The organism is Citrobacter freundii complex sp. CFNIH4 (assembly GCF_002934505.1).
Classification (GTDB): Bacteria; Pseudomonadota; Gammaproteobacteria; order Enterobacterales; family Enterobacteriaceae; genus Citrobacter; species Citrobacter freundii.
In genome coordinates this window covers 2,611,079-2,626,958 of the sequence record NZ_CP026231.1, presented here as the reverse complement: position 1 = coordinate 2,626,958, position 15,880 = coordinate 2,611,079, and the positions used below count along the sequence as shown (strand labels likewise).

General features: G+C 50.8%; 12 protein-coding genes. 2 read left to right on the top strand and 10 right to left on the bottom strand.

Annotation, left to right across the window (positions count from 1 at the left end):
• Positions 1-2 precede the first annotated feature (2 nt).
• The 9 genes from yejF to C2U41_RS13485 form a co-directional block, all read right to left on the bottom strand.
• Positions 3-1,592 (bottom strand): microcin C ABC transporter ATP-binding protein YejF, encoded by a 1,590-nt coding sequence (gene yejF, locus C2U41_RS13530; protein WP_032936626.1) that lies wholly within the window; start codon positions 1,590-1,592, stop codon positions 3-5.
• Between the two features lies 1 nt (position 1,593).
• Entirely contained in the window at positions 1,594-2,619 is a 1,026-nt protein-coding gene (locus tag C2U41_RS13525) for an ABC transporter permease (RefSeq protein WP_032936628.1), read from the bottom strand.
• Positions 2,619-3,713, bottom strand: coding sequence for a microcin C ABC transporter permease YejB (locus C2U41_RS13520; protein WP_003834575.1), 1,095 nt, complete (start codon positions 3,711-3,713; stop codon positions 2,619-2,621). The genes C2U41_RS13525 and C2U41_RS13520 overlap by 1 nt, the downstream gene beginning before the upstream one ends.
• A gap of 1 nt (position 3,714) precedes the next feature.
• Positions 3,715-5,529 carry an extracellular solute-binding protein gene (locus tag C2U41_RS13515; protein WP_103848666.1) on the bottom strand — a complete coding sequence of 605 codons (1,815 nt, stop codon included), beginning with the start codon at positions 5,527-5,529 and terminating at the stop codon, positions 3,715-3,717.
• A gap of 100 nt (positions 5,530-5,629) precedes the next feature.
• Complete coding sequence (locus C2U41_RS13510) at positions 5,630-7,189, bottom strand: cyclic di-GMP phosphodiesterase (protein ID WP_003840059.1); 1,560 nt, start codon at positions 7,187-7,189, stop codon at positions 5,630-5,632.
• 171 nt (positions 7,190-7,360) lie between these two features.
• Entirely contained in the window at positions 7,361-7,930 is a 570-nt protein-coding gene (gene mepS / locus C2U41_RS13505; protein WP_003027474.1) for a bifunctional murein DD-endopeptidase/murein LD-carboxypeptidase, read from the bottom strand.
• Between the two features lie 413 nt (positions 7,931-8,343).
• The gene (locus tag C2U41_RS13495) at positions 8,344-9,057 is read right to left on the bottom strand and encodes a phosphatase PAP2 family protein (RefSeq protein ID WP_032949667.1); all 714 of its coding nucleotides are present in this window, start codon (positions 9,055-9,057) and stop codon (positions 8,344-8,346) included.
• 34 nt (positions 9,058-9,091) lie between these two features.
• Positions 9,092-10,078 (bottom strand): CobW family GTP-binding protein, encoded by a 987-nt coding sequence (locus C2U41_RS13490; protein ID WP_003027465.1) that lies wholly within the window; start codon positions 10,076-10,078, stop codon positions 9,092-9,094.
• Positions 10,079-10,197: 119 nt separating this feature from the next.
• Positions 10,198-11,664, bottom strand: coding sequence for a mannitol dehydrogenase family protein (locus C2U41_RS13485; protein WP_049016379.1), 1,467 nt, complete (start codon positions 11,662-11,664; stop codon positions 10,198-10,200).
• Between the two features lie 202 nt (positions 11,665-11,866).
• Here C2U41_RS13485 and uxuA point away from each other — a divergent pair, with 202 nt between their 5' ends.
• Entirely contained in the window at positions 11,867-13,057 is a 1,191-nt protein-coding gene (gene uxuA / locus C2U41_RS13480) for a mannonate dehydratase (protein WP_003845159.1), read from the top strand.
• Between the two features lie 45 nt (positions 13,058-13,102).
• On the opposite strand, the gene pdxR is transcribed toward uxuA, so the two are convergent.
• A complete protein-coding gene (pdxR, locus tag C2U41_RS13475; protein WP_103848665.1) occupies positions 13,103-14,575 on the bottom strand; it encodes a MocR-like pyridoxine biosynthesis transcription factor PdxR in 1,473 nt (490 codons plus the stop codon).
• A gap of 164 nt (positions 14,576-14,739) precedes the next feature.
• Here pdxR and torC point away from each other — a divergent pair, with 164 nt between their 5' ends.
• Positions 14,740-15,873 carry a pentaheme c-type cytochrome TorC gene (gene torC / locus C2U41_RS13470; RefSeq protein WP_054528598.1) on the top strand — a complete coding sequence of 378 codons (1,134 nt, stop codon included), beginning with the start codon at positions 14,740-14,742 and terminating at the stop codon, positions 15,871-15,873.
• Positions 15,874-15,880 lie beyond the last annotated feature (7 nt).

Genomic DNA, 15,880 nt, shown 5'->3' with positions numbered 1-15,880 from the left:
CGTCAGCTTAGCGCAAGCAGCTGACGCGTATAGGCTTGCTGTGGCGCGTTAAATACGTGCTCGCATTGCCCTTGCTCCACAACCTCCCCCTGACGTAGCACAATAACCTGATGGCATAACGCGCGTACTACGTGCAAATCATGGCTGATAAAAATATAAGCCAGCCGATGCTTTTCCTGTAAGGACTTTAATAACGTCAGGATTTGCGCCTGTACGGTTCTGTCTAGCGATGATGTTGGCTCATCCAGGATAATCAAGGAAGGTTTGAGAATCAATGCTCTGGCGATGGCAATACGTTGACGCTGACCGCCGGAAAACTCAGCCGGGTAACGATGCCGCGTTTCGCTATCCAGTCCCACTTCCGTCATCACCGCTTTCACCTGCGCCTCGCGTTGTTCGGCTGACAGGGTTGGCTGATGAACGCGTAACCCCTCCTCGATAATCTGTAGCACGCTCAGGCGTGGGTTAAGCGAGGAGTTGGGATCCTGAAATACCACCTGAATACGGTGACGGACCGGCAACAGCTGGCGACGATTTAAGGTATGCAGCGCCTGACCATCGAACACAATACTTCCTTGTGAGGAGATTAACCTCAGGAGCGCCAGTCCGGTAGTGCTTTTCCCCGACCCAGACTCACCTACCAACCCCAGCGTTTCACCGGGCCGCAGAGAGAAACTGATATTGTTAACCACGACGTTGTGGTCCACCACACGCTTCAGGATACCTTTGCGGATGGGGAAGGCGACGTGCAGTTTTTCCACTTCCAGCAGCGGGGCTTGTCCGGCCGGTAAAGGTACCGGGTCGCCGGAAGGTTCACTGTTTAGCAACTTCTGCGTGTAGGGATGCGTGGGCGCAGTGAGCAACTGTGCTGCTTTATTTTGCTCAACGCACTGACCGTTTTGCATGACCGCCACGGTATCGGCCAGCTTTTTCACAATGCTGAGGTTGTGGGTGATGAACAGTAATCCCATGTTCAGCTCGCGCTGTATTTCCCTCAGCAGTTGCAGGATCTGTGCCTGAACGGAAACGTCCAGCGCGGTAGTCGGTTCATCGGCAATCAGCAGCTCCGGTCGTGTCAGCAATGCCATGGCAATCATCACGCGCTGGCGTTCCCCGCCGGACAGTTGGTGCGGGTAGTCTGCGAGACGTTTGGCCGCCTGACGGATGCCGACGCGATCCAGACAGGTCAGGATTTCTGCTCGCGCGGCCTCCCGACGCATTCCCCTATGCAGCGACAGCACTTCATAAAGCTGTTTTTCCAGATTGTGGAGCGGGTTCAGTGACACCATTGGTTCCTGGAAAATCATGGCGATTTTATTCCCCCGCACGCCGCGAAGCGTTTGCTCATCGGCGTGAAGTAATGATTCACCATGAAAACGGATGTCGCCGGAAAGGTAGACGACCGGAGGGGAGGGCAATAACCGTAAAATAGATAGCGCGGTCACGCTTTTACCTGAGCCGGACTCCCCCACCAGCGCCAGCGTTTGTCCGGCATCAACGCGCAGTGACAGATTGTTGACCACGGTGCGCACGGTCTCTTGTTGACGAAAACCTACCGATAAATTGTCAATAGCTAACAGAGGTTGTGTCATCTTAAATCGCCTTGTTGGGATCGAACGCGTCGCGTACCGCTTCACCAATAAAGATCAGAAGCGATAAGAGCAGGGCAACGGAGATGAACGCGGTGATGCCAAGCCACGGCGCCTGCAGGTTGTTTTTACCCTGTAACAGAAGTTCTCCGAGCGATGGCGAGCCAAGCGGTAAGCCAAACCCAAGAAAATCCAGCGAGGTTAGAGTGGTTATCGAGGCGCACAAAATAAACGGTAAAAAGGTCAGAGCGGCAACCATCGCATTGGGTAGCATATGGCGCAGAATAATACTGCTATCGCCCACGCCGAGCGCCTGAGCGGCACGAATATAATCAAAGTTTCGGGTACGTAAAAACTCCGCGCGCACCACGCCAACCAGGCTCATCCAGCCAAACAGCACGGTAATACCCAGCAGCCACCAGAAGTTAGGCTGGACAACGCTCGACAGTAGAATGATGAGAAACAGCGTTGGCATACCGGACCAAACTTCAATGAATCGTTGCCCCCACAGGTCCACCTTGCCGCCATAATAGCCCTGTATTGCGCCAGCCATAATGCCCATCACGCTCGAACATAGGGTGAGCATTAAGCCAAATAAGACAGAAATACGTGTGCCGTAGAGGATCCGTGCCAGTACATCACCGCCGTTGGCGTCTGTTCCCAGCCAGTTTTGTGCAGAAGGCGGGGAAGGGAAGGGCTTATCGGTGGCAAAGTTAATGCTGGTCGCCCCGAAGCGTATTGGTGCCCACAGGATCCAGCCCTGGTTTTCCAGGCGCTGCTGTAGCCACGGATCCTGATAATCAGCCCGGGTCGCCAGCGGTCCGCCGAAGTCGCTTTCACTGTAGTTTTTGAACAGGGGGAAATACCAGCTATTGTCGTAGCGCACCAGTAACGGCTTATCATTGGCAATCAGTTCTGAACACAGACTAAGACCGAACAGCACCAGAAAAATCCACAGCGACCAGTAGCCGCGACGGTTGTGGCGAAAGCGCGCCCAGCGGGCCTGATTGACGGGGCTTAATCGCGACATTAGCGTCCCTCAAAATCAATACGGGGATCGACCAGCGTATAGCTGATGTCGCTGAGAATATTCAGCAGCAGACCGATCAGGGTGAAGATATAGAGTGTGCCAAACATTACCGGATAGTCGCGCGATACGGTGGATTCATACCCCAGTAGTCCCAGACCGTTAAGCGAGAACATCACCTCAATCAGCAGCGAACCGGTAAAAAACATGCTGATAAACGTCGCCGGGAAGCCGGCGATCACCAGCAACATGGCATTGCGAAACACATGTTTCCACAGAATATTTTTCTCGCTGACCCCTTTAGCGCGTGCGGTGACGACATACTGTTTGCGCACCTCATCCAGAAATGAGTTCTTGGTCAGCATAGTCAGCGCGGCAAACCCACCAACTACCGTCGCCAGCACCGGCAGGGTAATATGCCAAAGGTAGTCGGTCACTTTCTGATACCAGGGCAGGGAGTCAAAATTGGCGGAAACCAGCCCGCGCAGCGGGAACAGGTCGTAGTAGCTGCCCCCGGCAAAAAAGACGATCAGCAAAATGGCAAACAGAAAGGCCGGAATGGCATAGCCAATAATAATAAATGCGCTACTCCAGACATCAAAACGGCTGCCGTTGTGAACCGCTTTGCGGATCCCAAGGGGTATCGACACCAGATAGATGATGAGCGTACTCCATAGGCCCAGCGTAACGGAAACCGGCAGGCTGTCTTTGATAAGCGTCAGCACAGAGGCGCTACGAAACAGGCTGTCGCCGAAATCGAAACGAATATAGTCCCAAAGCATTTTGAAATAACGCTCATGAATGGGCTTATCGAACCCGTAGCGCCGAGTGATTTCCGCGATGACTTCCGGGTCCAGACCCCGGCCGCCGCGATAATTACTGTCGCTGATGTTACCAACGCCGGTTTGCGCATGGCTGGCGCGAACGCCTTCGCTACCCGCGCCAGGTAATGCCCCGCTTTGCCCGAACTCAATGGCGGCGACGGCCTGTTCAACCGGACCGCCGGGGGCAATTTGCACGATAAAAAAGTTGATGGTGATGATGGCCCAAAGCGTTGGGATCACCAGCAGCAGACGTCGAATCAGATAAGCGCCCATCTTATTCTCCCTGCCGTCTGGCTGCGGGCAGTTTCGCCGCTTTGTTGACGTCATACCACCAGTTGTCGAGGCCAATGGTATAAATTGGGCGAATAGCCGGATGCGAAAATTTGTCCCACCAGGCGATACGATCCTCGGCCATAAACCACATCGGCAACATGTAGTAATTCCAGGTTAAAACTCTGTCCAGTGCCCGGCCGAGTGGGATCAGTTTGGCTTTATCACCTTGCGCGGCAATGATTTGACCGATCAGCTTATCGATAACCGGGCTTTGCACACCGGGGGCGTTATAGCTGGAGTCAATATATTGAGAAGCCCACAGAATTTGCAGGTCTGAACTCGGCCACGGCATTGCGCGATACAACCTTGGCATCATGTCATAGTCGCGACTGCGTAAGCGGTTGGTGATTTGTGAGTTATCAACCTGGCGAATGTTCATGGTAATGCCTAAGCGTTGCAGGTTGTGCTGGAACGGCAACACCCACTGACTGTTGCTGCCCGCCGGGAGCAATAGTTCAAAGCTCAGAGGTTTACCGCTGACGCTGTTTACGCGCTGCTGCCCCTTGAGTACCCATCCGGCTTGTTCCAGTAAGGTATCGGCTTTCAGCAAGTTCTCACGATCGTAGCCATCGCCTTTTGATTTTGGCGGCTGATAGATTTGGCTGAAGACCTCAGGAGGGAGATCTTTTTTCAAGGGCGCGAGTATCACCAGCTCATCTGCATCGGGGTAATTTGTCGCAGCATATTCGGTATTCTGAAAATAGCTGTTGGTCCGGCTCCAGGCGTTATAGAACAGGGCTTTATTCATCCATTCAAAATCAAAGGCCAGCGTGATGGCTTCCCGCACCCGTCGGTCACTGAACACCGGACGCTGAATATTAAAAGCCAGCCAGCGCGTATCCTGGGCGGATTCATTTTTTTGTTCATCTTTGATGATGTAATGATTCGCAAAATTTTTCCCGGTATAACGCGTCGCCCAGTTTTTGGCATCATTTTCAAGACGCAGATCAAACGCACCGGCCTTAAACGCTTCAAAGGCGACGTTATCATCCAGATAATAGTCGTAGCGGATGGTATCGAAGTTCCAGCGTCCACGATTGACGGGTAGATTAGCGGCCCAATAATCTTTGACGCGCGAATAGACAATATACTGGCCCATCTTCCATTTGGTAATGCGATAAGGGCCGCTGGCGAGCGGTGGCGATGATAAGGGATCGCTGAGCTTATGGTCTTTCCAGTACTTCTCTGGCATCACGGGTAATGAAAACAGGCTGAGCATGTCCTCTTTACTCGGTTTGGCTAATTCAATGCGTACGGTTAATGGCGCGATGGCTTTTACCGTTGTTCCCTTGTAGACCAGACGAAACTGTGGCACGCCTTCAGTCATAAATTTGTGGAAGGTGAATGCGACGTCGCGGGCGGTAATGGGTGATCCATCGTGAAAACGCGCTCGTGGATTAATGGCAATTTCTACCCAGGAATAGTCGTCAGCATAGCGTGCGCTGTCGGCAATGAGCGGGTAATAGCTACCAGGCTCATCGTCAGAGGTTGTAAACAGCGTATCGTAAAGCGTTTCGGTACGTGCGCCTGGATTACCGCGCATTGCATAGCGGTTAAAGTTGTCAAATGTGCCAATGGCGGAGAGGGTGATTTGACCACCTTTAGGGGCTGCGGGATTAACATAATCGAAGTGATTAAAGTTAAACGCGTACTTCGGTTCACCCAGCACGGCAAAAGCATAGCTTTCTTTGATGGATTGCGCCTCGGCGCTAAACCCGATGAGGGCGATAAACAGCAGCAATACGCGAGGGATCATATAAAAGCGATTTCCTTTTCCTGCCACAACCCGACGGGCATCATGCCTGAAAGATAGGAGATGTAGCGGCGAGTGAGAATATATGAATCGCATACTGCGATCACCACGTCGGCTTATTGGGCTGTGCCATCCAACGCACGAAATCAGCAAGCTTTAATGGGCGGCTAATCCAGTATCCCTGGAAAAAATGTACTCCACGTTCGCGCAGCCAACGGGCTTGCTCAGGTGTTTCTACCCCTTCAGCAACCGTCAGCATATTAAGACGTTTAGAGAGTGTCAACACGGCGTCCAGAACCGGAGAGGTCAGGGTTTCCGTCCCAATGGCATTAATAAAGCCGCGATCGATTTTCAGGTAGTCAACGGTAAAGCGTTCCAGATAAATAAGTGCGCTATGACCGGTGCCAAAATCATCAATGGCAATCTCAAAACCTGCTGAATGCAGCCATTCAAATAGCTCGATTGCCTTGTTTTGATGCAGCATATCCCGCTCGGTGATTTCCAGCACCAGTTGAAAATAGTTCGCGGGAAGGCAGGCGTACAGGCGTTGAATATCATCTTTAAACGTCTCGCCGTGTAAGTGCGTTGGCGCGATATTGATCCCCAATTTTGCGCCAGCGGGTAACACTTTTTGCAGCATCGGCGCGTCCTGGGCTATCAGCTTAAAGAGGTGCTGGGTTAGCGGCACAATCATTTTCTGTGATTCTGCGTAATGAATAAAGGCATCCGGGGGGATCTCACCGGTGGTCGGGTGATGCCAGCGTAATAGTACCTCAACACCTTTCACCTCCAGCGTTTGCACCTCTACCACGGGCTGGTACACCACATAAAACTGATTGTGTTTGATGGCGTTAAGGATATCTTTCCCCGGGCGTAAACGGACGGCATAGATGTAGTACCAGAGAAGGAGAGCGGTCATGATCCCGGCCATACATCCGAGCATGATGGCGTATCCAACATCTTTATACGTCCACCGATCCGCGTAAAAACGCACCTCCAACGGGAATGTAGATAAGGCTGCATTATATGATGGGAGAGCAGGGAGTTCAGACACGGGGATTAATTGTTTGGAAAACGTGGTGATAGCCGTCTTCCCGACGATGAGTGCCACACCGTTGAAATCATCTTGCCGGGCGTTATAGAGAAGATAGGGTGCCAGGTTAACATTCAGGGTGGCAAAAACGCCGCTGTTCTGTAATGAATGATTGCGATACCAAATGAGTATTGCCGGTTTATTCGGCATCATTGGCGTACCGGGCTGGAGATCCATATCGATATCTTTCGTCATGTCCAGCACGGGAACCAATTGCTGAAGAGGCGTATTCATTGAACCGGTTGCTGAAGAGCAGAAAGCGATACCGTCTTTTACCAGCAAAAAGGCCCGCACATTCAGGCTAAACGCGGCGCTGGAAGTGAGTTGAGCTGAAGCTTGCGAGCAGGTGTCTTTTACCAGAGGTTGTAGTGTGTTGGTGGTGGTTTCAAGGTCAGCGAAGAAACTTTCAATATAGTTTTGTATGTTAGACGTTAGCGTGTCGTACTTTGCGTTTCGTTGATGCCATGACATAAAAAACTGCAGTGAGCTGACGAGTAACGCGACGACTATCCCCGTTATAACGCAGGTGAGCAGGAGTTTCCGATCGGAAGAAGAGGAGCGCCTTAACATAGTTCCTTATGTTTACCTGAAGTAACCACTTATCCTGTATGAATATAACCTGAAATGACTCATGTTGTGAGATTTTTCTTAGTCACAAGGGCAAAGCAAAAAAAGCACCGCCGTAGCAGTGCTTTTTTATATGTCTCATCAGGATAGCCAAGGGATAGCTGCCAAACGAAATTAACTGCGGCTCAGAACCCGGCGAGCTTCGTTGTAACGTTTTTTCCAGTAAGGCTCGTTCATGCTGGAAATGATAACGCCACTGCTGGTCGAGGCATGTACGAACTGGTTGTTGCCGATATAAATACCGACGTGTCGGCCAGTAGAGCCAGCACGGAACAGAACCAGATCGCCTGTACGCAGATTAGTGCGCGAAACGGATTTACCCGTTTCCTGTTGTTCATAGGTTGAGCGAGGAAGCTCTAAACCAAATTGCTCACGAAACGTACGCTGTACGAAGCTTGAACAATCAATGCCTTTTTTGGTGCTGCCGCCAAGGCGGTAACGCACGCCTTTCCAGTCAGCATATTGGTCCATAATACGTGATTTAACATCGATATTACGTACCATATTTTCAAATTCATCCTGAGAGGCTTGCAGTGAAGAGTTATCTCCATTGCCCACAGCATGCGTCTCAGAATGCATATTCCTGGCGGTGTTCGTTGTGCTACATGCAGAAAGCAGAACCGCAACTGCTATCGCGGGTATGCCCCGCAAGATATATCTCAAAATCGGTTGAGATTTGACCATTTTGTTTGTTTTCCCTTGAAGTCCTTAACGATAAATATCGTTATAAAAAATGCCAAACGTGACGAGACTAATTACCATCGCACGATGAGACAATTCCTTAAGGTCAAATCTGTGGCAGAACGCACAAATTTATTCTAAAAGGGAATAATTATCCCGCGAGGCAAAACGTGTTCGAGATTACCCGATCGTTCCGGTCAATGCGAGTGATTTTACGTGATTTCTTATAAGAAAAATTGATACAGAAAGTGAATAAACGGCATTGTCTAAATTAAGAACAATCAGGGTAAAAAATACGCAACTTACTCATTTTAAACATGAATAAGATGACAGGAGAATGACAATCAGAATGATGAAATATTGCCAGGCATCATCAGGGAATCAGAAGTATCCCTGATGATGTTAATTACTCTGCGTTATTTGTTTAAAAATTGTTTGTTTTTGCCGGGTAGATAATTCACGAACAGAGTGACTAATCGGTCGCTTAATGGCGTCATTAGCCACCAGGGAAGGCCAATCAAGACCACCGTCATGGAACCAACCACGATATCGGTGAGCCAGTGGGCGCCAATCATTACGCGTGGGAAGGCAAAAACCACAGCGATAATAAGGCCGATTATTCCTGCGACTTTTCCGAAATAACGCAGCATGAATGCGGAAAAAATAAGCAACATCATGCCGTGATCGCCAGGAAAACTGTCTTTCGACGCATCTTTGGTCGGAATATGCAGCAGTTCACTGACGCGATAAATATTATCCAGCATCAGGGTTGGGCTGGCACGTTTAACGGGAATAAGCGCCTGGCCCAGCTGATTTAATATCACTGCGGTAAGCAGCATAACCAAACCGATAGCCACAATGCGTCGGCGACCTTCCGATGTCTCTTTGAGCCAAAAGTGCAGCATCAATGCGCCCATTGCCAGCAATGAGCAGCCATCAAATGCCCGGTTATTGGTTATAGCAACAACCCATAAGAACAGCGGACTTTCCACCAGTTTATGGTTAAAGAAGCGGAAAACGCCCGTATCCAGTGAAGACCAGAACCCATGCCCGGCTGGAATATACCAGGACAGAAACAGTGCCAGGCCCGCAATGTTAAGCAGGAGGATTAGAGGGTATCGGGTTTTCATCGTCGTTTACCATTGCTAAAAAACGAAGGCAACCTTACGCGCTAGCGCCTAAACGAAGTCTCAACAATGCGCTCTGTAGCGCATTCCAGTCGGTCTCGGTATCGGCGATGAGTTCAATACGACTATCTGGTGGCGCGACGTTTTGCGTCTCTATATGCCAGTCGTCTCCCTGGCGGTTAATGCGTACCAGTCCTTCTTTAATACGCATTACCCCCTTCACACGTCCAACAGGAGCGAGACGCGACCATTCCAGCAGACCGATAGTATCGAACACCGTATCGGCGTCAAAAATCCAACCGCAGGCCTGATGGCCCTGTCCGCTGTTCAGGCTACGACGCCAGCGCTGCTGTGCGGGTAGACTCAACGCTGCCAGCCCCTTTTTGTCGGCATGACTATGGGCGTGCTCCGCGCTTGCAGGAAGCTCTGCCAGGTTTAGTCGGGGCAAATCCAGTAGCTGTCCGTCAATTTGTCCATGGTCGGCATGAACTAACTGGCGATTACCTCCATAGTGTTGCCACCAGCTTTGCAGGGCGTTTTCGCTTTCCGTCGTAGCACGGTCGGTTTTGTTGGCAACAATGATATCTGCGGCGGCCAGCTGGTCGCGGAAATTGTCATTGGCGACGCTTTTTTCATCCAGTAACAGCCGCGGGTCAAGAATACAGAGGGTCGCACGCAGATCGATCCACGGTTCGTAAACCGGTGCGGTGAGTAAATCCAGAATCTGTTTAGGGTGGCCGAGGCCAGTGGGTTCAATGAGCAGACGGTCAGGTTTTCCCTGACGCAGCAGCGTATTGAGACCAACCTGCATCGGCAGACCGTTAACGCAGCACATACAGCCGCCGGGGATCTCTTTTAACAGCGCACCGCTGTTAGCCAGTAGCGCGCCATCAATGCCAACTTCGCCAAACTCATTAACCAGCACGGCCCACTTCTCAGCAGGATCTTTGTTTGCCAATAAATGAAGAATAGAGGTGGTTTTGCCACTGCCGAGAAAACCGGTGATGAGATTGGTTTTAGTCACATTTACTCCAGATTCATAAATTACCGTAATGGCATTTAACAATCCTGGCGAAAAACGGTGAAAAAGAGAAGGGGTGAGAGGACGAAGACGCGCTTCGTCCTGTTTAATGGCAGAAATCGTTAACTTTTTAACGTATCAATGACAGCCTGATGCGCACCGTATTGGGCAATGCGTTGCCAGGCCTGCTGAATGGCCGCGACAAACTGCGGATTCTGGACGAGATCGGTGGCGAAAATCTCGCGCAGCGAAAGCAGGGCGCTGACACGTTCTGATTCAGTACTCTGTTTAACCAGAGCGGCAATTTTCTCACTTAGTGGGTCACGAATATCAATTGCGGCGCCTGAGTCATCCACGCCGCTCACATAACGCATCCAGCCTGCGACACCGAGCGCCAGCAGCGGCCATTCGCTTTGGCGGGCTAAATGTACGCGGATACCTTCCAACATGCGCTGGGGTAATTTCTGGCTACCGTCCATCGCAATTTGCCAGGTTTTATGTTTCAACGCTGGGTTGGCAAAACGCTCCAACAGGCTTAGGGCATACTGGTCTAAATCAACGTCGGTAATTTGCAGCGTAGGCGCCTGTTCGTTGAGCATCAGACGGTGGGTGGCTTCACGAAATGCGCTGTCCTGCATACAGTCGCTGATGTGCTGGAACCCGGCCAGATAACCGAGATAAGCGAGAAACGAATGACTGCCGTTCAGCATCCTCAGTTTCATTTGTTCCCACGGCAAGACGTTTTCGACCATCTGGACGCCCGCCGTTTCCCATTCTGGGCGGCCACACACAAAATTATCTTCAATCACCCACTGGATAAACGGTTCGCAGCTGATTGCGCAAGGATCGGCAACGCCCAGCTCGCGTGCGATTTCAGCCAGTGACTCTTCGGTAGCGGCAGGAACAATGCGATCCACCATGGTACCCGGGAAGCTGACATGCTCCTGAATCCAGGTTGCCAGTTCTGGTGAACGTTTTTCCGCCATTCCCAGTACGGCGTTTTTTACCACATGACCATTGTCCGGGATATTATCGCAAGAGAGGACGGTAAACGGCTGTAGCCCGCGTTCACGCCGGCGGTGTAGCGCTTCAACAATAATTCCGGGGACAGAGTGCGGTTCAGTCGGTGTTTGCAGATCGTGAGCAATACGTGGATTACTGAGGTCTAACGAGCCTGTAGCCGGATCGATGCAGTAGCCTTTTTCCGTAATGGTTAACGAGACAATAGCCACCTGAGGCTCGCAGAATTTTTCAATAATAGCCGCCAGTGAATCCAGCCTGGCGTTGAGACATTCGTTGACGGAGCCGATAACAATCGGTTGGTTGCCGTTGGCCCCTTTCTCCAGCACGGTAAATAAATGATCCTGTTCGCGCAGTTGGCTCATCAGTCGATCGCCGCTGAACAGACTGATCTCACAAATACCCCAGTCTCCACCCTGCGCATTCAGCACCCTGTCGGTGAGTAACGCCTGATGGGCGCGGTGAAAAGCACCGAAACCAAAATGTACAATCCGCGTTTTTAATTGCTGGCGGTCGTACTGCGGCATCATGACATTTTCCGCCAGTGGCGCTGAGGCAATAGTTTTCATTAAATACACCTGATTAACCATTAATTAACAATGGCAGTATAAAGTTATATGACAGCAAATTGAATTGGTGTGCCTCATTTATCCGGGGAATGTGAGCTTGATCAACCAATCATCGGCAATGTGTTGATCATCTAACGGATGCCTGTATGGTAGTCGTCATTAAGGTGATTTAATTTGGTATAACAACTTGTGGGGTAAAACAATGGAACAAACCTGGCGTTGGTACGGACCTAACGATCCGGTATCGCTTGATGATGTGCGTCAGGCTGGCGCAACGGGTGTTGTAACCGCCTTGCACCATATTCCTAACGGTGAAGTGTGGCCGGTAGAAGAAATTCAACAGCGTCAGGCCATTCTGGCTGAAAAAGGGCTGACCTGGTCGGTGGTGGAAAGTATCCCTGTCCACGAAGATATCAAAACGCGTTCAGGTCAATATCAAACGTGGATTGCCAACTATCAGCAGAGTATCCGTAATCTTGCGACCTGCGGCATCGATACCGTGTGCTATAACTTCATGCCGATCCTCGACTGGACGCGTACCGACCTCGAATATCAGCTGCCGGATGGTTCCAAAGCGCTGCGTTTTGACCAGATTGCCTTTGCAGCTTTCGAGCTGCACATTCTGCAACGCCCGGGAGCTGAAGCGGATTATACCGACGAAGAACAACGCCAGGCGCTGGACTACTTCAATGCCATGAGCGATGCAGAAATTGAAAAGCTGACACGCAATATCATTGCTGGCCTGCCTGGTGCAGAAGAGGGCTATACGCTGGATCAGTTTCGTGCGCGCCTTGCGGAATATGACGGCATCAGTAAAGACGATCTGCGCGAAAATATGGCGGTATTCCTGCGGGCGATTGTGCCAGTGGCAGAAGAAGTCGGCGTGCGTCTGGCCGTGCATCCTGACGATCCGCCGCGCCCGATCCTCGGTCTGCCGCGTATCGTTTCGACTATCGAAGATATGCAGTGGCTGAAAGAAACCGTCGACAGTATTAATAATGGTTTCACCATGTGTACCGGTTCTTACGGCGTGCGCGCTGATAACGATCTGGTGAAAATGATCGAAACCTTTGGCGATCGTATCCACTTCACGCACCTGCGCTCGACCTGCCGTGAAGATAACCCGAAAACGTTCCACGAAGGTGCGCACCTGCAGGGTGATGTGGATATGGTATCGGTGGTGGCTGCCATTTTGAGCGAAGAGCAGCGGCGTAAAAAGGCGGGCGATCTGCGTCCTATCCCGATGCGTCCGGATCATGGACACCAGATGCTTGACGATCTACACAAGAAAACCAATCCGGGCTACTCGGCGATTGGTCGCCTGAAAGGACTGGCAGAAGTCCGCGGCGTTGAGCTGGCGCTGAAACAAACGCAGTTCCGCGACCTGCTGTAAGTCTAACAACAGGGATTGCGCTACAGGTGCAATCCCTGTTGTTCATCAAGGCTGCGCGAGCGCCTGCTCCAGCACTGTCAGCACTTTATTGATCTGCTGTATCTGCAATCCACCAAATCCAAAAAACATAACAGCATCGCTGTTTTCTTTGCGCCATGCGGCTTCTGATCCATTTTCTATATCCGACAGAGTGTCGAAACGGATCCCAGCCAACAGGCAGCTTTGTTGCAACCTGGCGATGAATTCGGTATGTCTGGCAATGCGTAACGAGAGGTGCAGACCTGCCGTTGCGCCAGCGATTTTCCCTTCGGGAAACAGAGTGGACAGGCCATCGCGTAACAGAGTGAGGCGCGTCGCATAGCTGCAGGCCAGCTTGCTGATATGCGTATAAAAAACCTGATTTTGCATCAGTTCGGCTAAAAATTGCTGCAACAACCACTGACTGCCGTTGTTATTGAGCGCTTTCATATTCTGTACCGCCGGAAGCAGTTCATCAGGGCAAATAAGATAGCCAAGCCGTGCGCCTGGCCCCAGCGTTTTAGAAAATGTCCCCATATAGATAACCCGGTTGTGATAATCCATGGCTTTCAGCGCGGGAAGGGGATTGTCCCCATAGGTAAAAACGGCATCGTAATCGTCTTCAATGATGTAAGCGCCGACGCGTTGCGCCCACGTTAATAATGACTGACGGCGCTCCAGCGAAAGCACACTTCCCATCGGATACTGATGAGCTGGAGTAACATAACAAAGCTGGGTTTCATACTCGGGTAAATTATCTGTTTGCAGCCCGTGGTTATCTACGGCAATTGACGTAATGTCTGCACCGTAATAATTAAAAAGATGCCATGCGCCAGAATAACAAGGGGATTCGGTCACAATATGGCACTTTTTTTGCTGACTGGCAGCATGATGAATAATAAATATTTGGCTGAGCAGTGATAATCCTTCCTGAATCCCGTTGGTAATGATGATGTTCTCTGCTCGGGTATTAATTCCGCGGGATAAATTAAGGTATCTGACCAGTTGCTCACGTAGTGAAAATAATCCATTTGGTGAATGATACCGGGTAAATAATTGTTCTTTAAGTATGCTTGGAGCATTATTCCATTTCCGCCAGCTTGACCAGGGAAAAGCGTTGGGGTCGGGGACGCCCATCCGGCAGTAGCACTCTCGTCCAGGCTCGGCGTAAACATCGGTAGAGACCCCGGCAGCTTTAGGTTTTACCGGTGGAGAGCCTTGGGTCACGGGCACATGAGTTGGGGTTATACGTACAGGCGTGGTGAATATCACTTCATAGCCAATGCCGTGTCGGCTCTTGATTAACCCAGCCGCCATCAGCTTATCATAGGCCATCACCACCGTTATTTTAGCAACGTGCAATACCTGAGCCTGCTCACGAATAGAGGGGAGTTTGTCTCCACAAAGCAAATCACCCTGCTGAATTGCCTGGAAATAAAATTGAAATATCTGCAGTTGCAGCGGAGTACGGCTTTCTCTATTGAGCGTCAGTGTTAGCATAAGAAATTCCTTATTTACAGATGGTCACTATATTACGAATTTCTGATCTTTACTATTTGACTCACCTCATAGAGTGGATGCTGTTCCTATAATCTGCTTTCGCTGTCTCTATTTTTGATTTTTATTATCCCTTAGCGTGTCGCTATTAAAAAATGGAGGCAAGCATGTCGTGGATAAGAAAGAACGCATTGTGGTGCGCATTCGTCGGGGCGTTAGTAATGGCCTTGGCTATTTGGGGAACGTGGCAAGGCGTTCATTACACCAGTACCACCGAATTTTGTTTATCGTGTCACTCGATGCGCACGGCTGGAGAGGAATATAAAACCAGCGTGCATTTTCGCAACGCGTCTGGCGTGCGGGCTGAGTGTAAGGATTGTCATATTCCACCGGGCGTTGTTCCAACGCTTATTCGTAAAACTGAAGCCTTAAACGATCTCTATCACACCTTTATTTCTCCTTCTATCGACACTCCGGAAAAGTTTGCTGCCAAACGCTCGGAGCTGGCCCAACGGGAGTGGGCGCGCATGAGCGCGAATAATTCAGCGGCGTGTAAATCCTGCCATAGCTATGAGGCAATGGATCATGGCAAGCAATCGGCAAATGCGGCGGCGCAAATGAGCGCGGCGGCAGCAAAAGACAGTAACTGTATCGATTGCCACAAAGGAATAGCCCATCACAAACCCGATATGAGCAGCGGTTTTCGCGATCGCTTTAAGCAGCTACAGCGTCAGGGAGATACGCCAACGGATGCGTCCACACTGTTCTCATTAAGCGAAAAATCATTGGCGGCAACGGCAGAAAGTCCGGCAGGGAAGGCGCTGTTATTTCCCGCCACCGAGGCCAAGGTGCTGAAAAAAGAAGGCAGTAACGTCCAGCTCGAAATTACGGGCTGGCGTGAAAGCAAAGGGCGTGGACGGGTGATCACCCAGTATATGGGGAAACGCGTTTTCTCCGCCGTGCTCGATGAGCCCCTGATGGCGAACGTAAAAGTGCTACAAACCCAGGTCGATCCTGATTCACATCAGGAATGGCAGCAGGTGAGCGTCACCGCCTGGACCACCGATCAGGACTTTATCAGCACACTTGCGCCAATCTGGGAGTACTCAGATCAAATGCTGCAATCCACCTGTAGCGCCTGTCATAGCACTCCTCCTACGACCCGATATACCGCTAATGGCTGGATCGCTGGATTGAAAGCCATGTCGACCTATTACCGGCTTAATCCGGTGGAGGAACGTACGTTGTTGAAATACCTCCAGACCCACGCCAGCGATGTGTCTGACACCAACAAAAAGTAAGGATAAT

What these genes read in the sequence shown, in the direction of transcription:
- C2U41_RS13510 (WP_003840059.1), bottom strand. Translation starts at nt 7,189, where the DNA reads ATGTTAAGGCGCTCCTCTTCTTCCGATCGGAAACTCCTGCTCACCTGC.
- C2U41_RS13525 (WP_032936628.1), bottom strand. Translation starts at nt 2,619, where the DNA reads ATGTCGCGATTAAGCCCCGTCAATCAGGCCCGCTGGGCGCGCTTTCGC.
- yejF (WP_032936626.1), bottom strand. Translation starts at nt 1,592, where the DNA reads ATGACACAACCTCTGTTAGCTATTGACAATTTATCGGTAGGTTTTCGT.
- C2U41_RS13515 (WP_103848666.1), bottom strand. Translation starts at nt 5,529, where the DNA reads ATGATCCCTCGCGTATTGCTGCTGTTTATCGCCCTCATCGGGTTTAGC.
- C2U41_RS13495 (WP_032949667.1), bottom strand. Translation starts at nt 9,057, where the DNA reads ATGAAAACCCGATACCCTCTAATCCTCCTGCTTAACATTGCGGGCCTG.
- uxuA (WP_003845159.1), top strand. Translation starts at nt 11,867, where the DNA reads ATGGAACAAACCTGGCGTTGGTACGGACCTAACGATCCGGTATCGCTT.
- C2U41_RS13485 (WP_049016379.1), bottom strand. Translation starts at nt 11,664, where the DNA reads ATGAAAACTATTGCCTCAGCGCCACTGGCGGAAAATGTCATGATGCCG.
- C2U41_RS13520 (WP_003834575.1), bottom strand. Translation starts at nt 3,713, where the DNA reads ATGGGCGCTTATCTGATTCGACGTCTGCTGCTGGTGATCCCAACGCTT.
- mepS (WP_003027474.1), bottom strand. Translation starts at nt 7,930, where the DNA reads ATGGTCAAATCTCAACCGATTTTGAGATATATCTTGCGGGGCATACCC.
- torC (WP_054528598.1), top strand. Translation starts at nt 14,740, where the DNA reads ATGTCGTGGATAAGAAAGAACGCATTGTGGTGCGCATTCGTCGGGGCG.
- pdxR (WP_103848665.1), bottom strand. Translation starts at nt 14,575, where the DNA reads ATGCTAACACTGACGCTCAATAGAGAAAGCCGTACTCCGCTGCAACTG.